5 protein-coding genes are annotated in these 7,095 nt (G+C 41.3%); 4 read left to right on the forward strand and 1 reads right to left on the reverse strand.

What is annotated here, in order from left to right:
* Positions 1–26 precede the first annotated feature (26 nt).
* Positions 27–1,373 carry a glutathione-disulfide reductase gene (gene gor / locus HT711_RS09040; RefSeq protein WP_112443493.1) on the reverse strand — a complete coding sequence of 449 codons (1,347 nt, stop codon included), beginning with the start codon at positions 1,371–1,373 and terminating at the stop codon, positions 27–29.
* A gap of 289 nt (positions 1,374–1,662) precedes the next feature.
* Between gor and HT711_RS09045 the strand changes: the two genes are divergently transcribed.
* The 4 genes from HT711_RS09045 to metG all read left to right on the forward strand — a co-directional run bounded on the left by HT711_RS09045 (position 1,663) and on the right by metG (position 6,938).
* Entirely contained in the window at positions 1,663–2,871 is a 1,209-nt protein-coding gene (locus HT711_RS09045) for an efflux RND transporter periplasmic adaptor subunit (protein ID WP_173234115.1), read from the forward strand.
* Positions 2,855–3,556, forward strand: coding sequence for an ABC transporter ATP-binding protein (locus HT711_RS09050; protein WP_000811469.1), 702 nt, complete (start codon positions 2,855–2,857; stop codon positions 3,554–3,556). Before HT711_RS09045 ends, HT711_RS09050 begins: the two co-directional genes overlap by 17 nt.
* A gap of 1 nt (position 3,557) precedes the next feature.
* On the forward strand, positions 3,558–4,817 hold the full coding sequence (locus HT711_RS09055) for an ABC transporter permease (RefSeq protein ID WP_173233768.1): 1,260 nt from the start codon (positions 3,558–3,560) through the stop codon (positions 4,815–4,817).
* A gap of 123 nt (positions 4,818–4,940) precedes the next feature.
* Positions 4,941–6,938 carry a methionine--tRNA ligase gene (gene metG, locus HT711_RS09060; RefSeq protein WP_173233770.1) on the forward strand — a complete coding sequence of 666 codons (1,998 nt, stop codon included), beginning with the start codon at positions 4,941–4,943 and terminating at the stop codon, positions 6,936–6,938.
* Positions 6,939–7,095 lie beyond the last annotated feature (157 nt).

The following is a 7,095-nucleotide window of genomic DNA, read 5'->3' on the forward strand; positions in this document are numbered from 1 at the left end:
ATTTGTATCAGCTTCTTTTATTTCGATTAACGCATAGTTACAAATTCTTCAGATGCAGTTGGGTGAATCGCCACAGTTGCATCAAAGTCAGCCTTGGTTGCTCCCATTTTGATAGCAACAGCAAATCCTTGAATCATTTCATCAACACCGTATCCAATTCCATGAAGTCCGACAACTTTTTCTTCTGAACCAGCTGTGATCAATTTGAAACGAGTTTCTTGACGGTTGAAAGTGCAAGCAGAGTACATAGACGTAAAGCTTGATTTATAAACCTTGATTTGGTCTTGACCGTATTCTTTAATAGCTTGCTCTTCGGTCAATCCAACCGTTCCGATAGCAGGGTGTGAAAAGACAACAGTTGGAATAGTTGAGTAGTCCATTTTTGCAGTTGTTTTTCCGTTAAAGAGACGTTCAGATAGGGTACGCCCAGCCTTGATAGCTACTGGAGTTAGTTCTTTTTCGCCTGTTACATCACCTAGAGCGTAGATTCCCTCAACAACAGTATTTTGGTATTCATCCACTTGGATAAAGCCACGTTCGTTCAGAGTTACTCCAGCTTTTTCAAGTTGCAAGCCCTTAACGTTTGGACGGCGACCCGTAGCCCAGATAACTTGGCTAGCTGTGTGACTAGTACCATCTTCGAAATGAATGGTAATGCCGTCAGTAGTTTTTTCTAACTTGGCAGGGACTTTGTGAGTATGAAGTGGTAAGTTTGTTCTTTCCATTTCCTTGACCAGACCTTCAACGATGTAAGAATCAAAACCACGTAAAGGACGATCGCGGCGAACAAAGAGGTCTGTCTTGACACCAAAAGTGTGGAGTACGCCAGCCAATTCAACGGCGATATAACCAGCGCCTAGAATAGCAACTGATTCTGGCAATTCTTCCCAGGCAAATACATCATCAGAAGAGCCACCTAGCTCAGCACCAGGAATATTTGGAATACTTGGATGGGCACCTGTAGCAATCACGATATGTTTAGCACGAATCAACTCACCATTTACGCTAACAGTATGAGAATCTACAAATTCAGCATGACCTTCAATCAAGTCTACTCCGTTGCGTTTAAAACTGCCATCATAAGAAGAACGAGCGCGATCGATGTAGGCTTCACGATTGCGACGTAGGGTTGCAAAGTCAAAGTTAAGATCAGTAGTTTTAAAACCATAGTCTTCTCCAAATTGATGGAAAGTCTCAGCGATTTGCGCCCCGTACCACATGATTTTTTTAGGAACACAACCGACATTGACACATGTTCCGCCTAGTTTCTTTTCCTCAATAACGGCCGCTTTGGCTCCGTGTTCACCAGCACGGTTCATGGTAGCAATTCCTCCGCTACCTCCACCGATAGCAATGATATCATATTCTCTCATTGAAAACTCCTTTATACTCTTTTAAATAGTAGAGTGTCATTTTTTGATAGTCATATTCTATCTTTTTTTTGATGTGATTGCAAAAATCTGCTACGTTCAAAAAAATTAAAGAAAAGGCTTGCAAAAAAGAAAAATAAAGTGTATTATATAACTAGTACAACGATTGTAAAATAAATTCCGAACAATAATTAAATCCTGAAATGTCATTATTTCGTTCTGAAATGTTATTGTTTCAAATTGATAATTTTTGTATAATATTGTTAAGAACTTTAAATCAAAAAGGAGTTTCATTATGAAAAAGAATGGTAAAGCTAAAAAGTGGCAATTGTATGCAGCAATCGGTGCTGCAAGTGTGGTTGTATTGGGTGCTGGGGGCATTTTGCTCTTTAGACAACCTTCTCAGACTGCTGTAAAAGATGAGGCTACTCATCTTGTTGTTGCCAAGGAAGGAAGCGTGGCATCCTCTGTTTTATTATCAGGGACAGTAACAGCAAAAAATGAACAATATGTTTATTTTGATGCTAGTAAGGGTGATTTAGATGAAATCCTTGTTTCTGTGGGTGATAAAGTCAGTGAAGGGCAGGCTTTAGTCAAGTACAGTAGTTCAGAAGCCCAGGCGGCCTATGATTCAGCGAGTCGAGCAGTTGCGAAGGCAGATCGTCATATCAATGAACTCAATCAAGCGCGAAATGAAGCCGCTTCAGCTCCGACTCCACAGTTGCCAACACCAGCAGGAGACGAAGGAGCTGCAGCCCAAACTCAAGCTCCAGTCGCAGGAAATTCGGTATCCTCTATTGATGCACAACTAGGTGATGCTCGTGATGCTCGTGCAGATGCAGCAGCGCAATTAAGCAAGGCTCAAAGTCAGTTGGATGCAATGACGGTTCTCAGTACCTTAGAGGGAACTGTGGTCGAAGTCAACCGTAATGTTTCTAAATCTCCAACTGGAGCTAGCCAGGTGGTAGTTCATGTCGTTAGCAATGAAAACTTGCAAGTTAAGGGGGAACTATCTGAATATAACCTTGCCAACCTCTCTGTAGGCCAAGAAGTAACCTTTACTTCTAAAGTTTACCAAGATAAGAGCTGGACTGGTAAGATTAGCTACATTTCTGACTACCCTAAAAACAATGGTGAAGCAGCAAGTGCAGCTACTGCCGCAGCAGGTGGTAATTCTGGTTCTAAATATCCATATACCATCGATGTTACAAGTGAAATCGGTGATTTGAAACAAGGATTCTCAGTAAGTGTTGAGGTCAAGAATAAGAGTAAAGCCATTTTGGTTCCTCTAACAAGTGTTGTGACTGAAAATGATAAGAACTATGTCTGGGTGCTTGACGAGCAGAAAAAGGCCAAGAAAGTGGAAGTTGGTTTGGGCAATGCTGATGCAGACAACCAAGAAATCACTTCAGGTCTGACAAATGGAGTCAAGGTCATCAGTAACCCAACGTCTTCTCTAGAGGAAGGAAAAGAGGTGAAGGCTGATGAAGCAACTAATTAGTCTAAAAAATATCTGCAGAAGCTACCGTAACGGTGACCAAGAACTGCAGGTTCTCAAAAACATCAACCTAGAAGTGAATGAGGGTGAGTTTGTTGCCATCATGGGACCATCTGGTTCTGGTAAGTCTACTCTCATGAATACGATTGGGATGTTGGATACACCAAGCAGTGGAGAATATTATCTTGAAGGTCAAGAAGTAGCTGGACTGGGTGAAAAACAACTAGCCAAGGTCCGCAACCAACAAATCGGTTTTGTCTTTCAGCAGTTCTTTCTTCTATCTAAACTCAATGCTCTGCAAAATGTAGAATTGCCCTTGATTTACGCAGGAGTTTCGGCTTCAAAACGGCGCAAGTTAGCTGAGGAGTATTTAGACAAGGTTGAATTGACTGAGCGTAGTCATCATTTGCCTTCGGAATTATCTGGTGGTCAAAAGCAACGTGTGGCTATTGCGCGTGCCTTGGTAAACAATCCTTCTATTATCTTAGCAGACGAACCGACAGGAGCCTTGGATACCAAAACAGGGAATCAAATTATGCAACTATTGGTTGACTTGAACAAAGAAGGAAAAACCATTATCATGGTAACGCATGAGCCTGAAATAGCTGCTTATGCTAAACGCCAGATTGTCATTCGAGATGGAGTTATTTCATCTGATAGTGCTCAGTTAGAAAAGGAGGAAAACTAAGATGCAGAATCTGAAATTTGCCTTTTCATCTATCATGGCTCACAAGATGCGTTCTTTGCTTACCATGATTGGGATTATTATCGGTGTTTCATCAGTTGTTGTGATTATGGCTCTAGGTGATTCCCTATCTCGTCAACTCAACAAAGATATGACCAAATCTCAGAAGAATATTAGTGTCTTTTTCTCTTCTAAAAAAAGTAAAGATGGGTCTTTTACTCAGAAACAATCAGCTTTTACGGTTTCTGGAAAAGAAGAGGAAGTTCATGTTGAACCGCCAAAACCGCAAGAATCCTGGGTTAAAGAGGCAGCCAAACTCAAGGGAGTGGATAATTACTATGTAACCAACTCAACGAACGCCATCTTGACTTATAAAGATAAAAAGGTTGAAAATGCCAATTTGACAGGCGGGAATAGAACCTATATGGACGCTGTTAAGAATGAAATCATTGCAGGTCGTAGTCTGAGAGAGCAAGATTTCAAAGAGTTTGCAAGTGTTATTTTGCTTGATGAAGAATTGTCCATTAGTTTATTTGGCTCTCCTCAAGAGGCTATTAACAAGGTTGTAGAAGTCAATGGTTTTAGTTATCGAGTCATTGGGGTTTATACTAGTCCAGAGGCTAAACGTTCAAAAATATATGGTTTTGGTGGCTTGCCCATTACTACAAATACTTCCCTTGCTGCGAATTTTAATGTAGATGAAATAGCTAATATTGTCTTTCGAGTGAATGACACAAGCTTGACTCAAACTCTGGGTCCAGAATTAGCACGAAAAATGACAGAGCTTGCTGGCTTGCAACAGGGAGAATATCAAGTATCAGATGAGTCAGCTGCATTTGCAGAAGTTCAACAATCGTTTAGTTTTATGACGACGATTATTAGTGCCATTGCAGGAATTTCTCTCTTTGTTGGAGGAACTGGTGTTATGAACATCATGCTGGTTTCTGTTACAGAGCGTACCCGTGAGATTGGTCTCCGTAAGGCTTTGGGTGCAACACGTGCTAATATTTTAATCCAGTTTTTGATTGAATCCATGATTTTGACTTTGTTAGGTGGATTAATTGGCTTGACAATTGCAAGTGGTTTAACTGCCTTAGCAGGTTTGCTATTACAAGGTTTGATTGCGGGTATAGAGGTGGGAGTATCAATCCCAGTTGCCCTATTTAGTCTTGCGGTTTCGGCTAGTGTGGGTATGATTTTTGGGGTCTTGCCAGCCAATAAGGCATCGAAACTTGATCCAATCGAAGCCCTTCGTTATGAATAAGATCAACAAGATGGACACTCGTCTATCTTGTTTTTGTATAGATTTCCCTATCGAAAATCCTTAAAAATGTGATATAATGAAGTGTTAGAAAAACAGGTTTCATTTGCCTGGAAAGGAAAAATTATGTCTGAAAAGAATTTTTATATTACAACGCCGATTTACTATCCATCTGGGAAACTTCATATCGGTTCTGCCTACACAACCATCGCCTGTGATGTCCTAGCCCGTTACAAACGCCTAATGGGCTACGATGTCTTTTATCTGACAGGTCTTGATGAGCATGGTCAAAAGATTCAACAAAAAGCGGAAGAAGCTGGCATTACACCACAAGCCTATGTTGATGGAATGGCAGTTGGAGTTAAAGAACTCTGGCAATTACTAAATATTTCATACGATAAATTTATCCGTACAACTGATGACTACCACGAAAAAGTTGTCGCACAGGTCTTTGAGCGCTTGCTGGCTCAAGATGATATTTACTTGGGTGAATACTCTGGCTGGTATTCAGTATCAGATGAAGAATTCTTTACAGAAAGCCAGCTTGCAGAAGTATTTCGTGATGAAGCTGGAAATGTGACTGGCGGTATTGCTCCATCAGGTCACGAGGTTGAATGGGTATCCGAAGAATCATACTTCCTTCGCCTCAGCAAATACCAAGACCGTTTGGTAGACTTTTTCAAGTCCCATCCTGAATTTATCACTCCAGATGGTCGTCTCAATGAAATGCTACGTAACTTCATCGAGCCAGGTTTGGAAGATTTGGCGGTATCTCGTACAACCTTTACATGGGGAGTGCCTGTCCCATCAAATCCAAAACACGTTGTCTACGTTTGGATTGATGCCCTTCTTAACTATGCGACAGCTCTTGGCTACGGTCAAGACGAACATGGTAACTTTGATAAGTTCTGGAATGGAACAGTCTTCCACATGGTAGGGAAAGACATCCTTCGTTTTCACTCCATCTACTGGCCAATCCTTCTTATGATGTTGGATGTTAAATTACCTGATCGTTTGATTGCCCATGGTTGGTTCGTCATGAAAGACGGCAAGATGTCTAAATCTAAAGGGAATGTGGTTTACCCTGAAATGTTGGTAGAGCGTTATGGACTAGATCCACTTCGTTACTATCTCATGCGTAGCCTTCCAGTTGGTTCAGACGGAACCTTCACTCCAGAAGACTATGTAGGCCGTATCAACTATGAATTGGCCAATGACCTTGGGAATCTCCTTAACCGTACGGTTTCTATGATTAACAAGTATTTTGATGGTCAAATCCCTGCCTATGTAGAAAGTGTGACTAAATTTGACAATGCTCTTGCTCAAGTAGCTGCTGAATCAATTGCTGATTACCATAAATACATGGAAGCAGTTGACTACCCACGTGCCCTTGAAGCAGTCTGGACCCTTATCTCTCGTACCAATAAATACATCGATGAGAACGCACCATGGGTCTTGGCCAAGGATGAAGCTCTTCGTGACCAATTGGCAAGTGTCATGAGTCACTTGGCAGCCAGCCTTCGTGTCGTCGCTCACTTGATTGAGCCGTTTATGATGGAAACTAGTCGTGCAGTTTTGACTCAACTTGGTTTAGCAGAAGTTTCTAGCCTTGAAAATTTAAATCTAGCAGACTTTCCTGCAGGTGTAACAGTAGTTGCTAAGGGAACTCCAATCTTCCCACGTCTGGATATGGAAGAAGAAATCGCCTATATCAAGGAACAAATGGAAGGCAACAAACCAGCAGTCGAAAAAGAGTGGAACCCAGACGAAGTTGAACTCAAACTCAACAAGGACGAAATCAAATTCGAAGACTTTGACAAGGTCGAAATCCGTGTCGCAGAAGTCAAAGAAGTGTCTAAAGTAGAAGGTTCAGATAAGTTGCTTCAATTCCGCCTAGATGCAGGTGATGGTGAAGATCGTCAAATTCTTTCAGGAATTGCAAAATACTATCCAAATGAACAAGAATTGGTCGGCAAGAAAGTCCAGATTGTTGCCAACCTCAAACCACGTAATATGATGAAAAAATATGTCAGCCAAGGTATGATCTTATCAGCTGAACATGATGGACAATTAACCCTTCTCACAGTTGATCCAGCTGTACCAAATGGAAGTGTGATTGGGTAAAAATAGACAGGACTAGTTTATGCTAGTTCTGTTTTTCTATTTACACTCAATGAAAATCAAAGAGCAAACTAGGAAGCTAGCCGTAGGTTGCTCAAAGAACTGCTTTGAGGCTGTAGATGAAACTGACGAAGTCAGCTCAAAATACTGTTTTGAGGTT

Source organism: Streptococcus sp. 1032 (genome assembly GCF_013277015.1).
Classification (GTDB): domain Bacteria; phylum Bacillota; class Bacilli; order Lactobacillales; family Streptococcaceae; genus Streptococcus.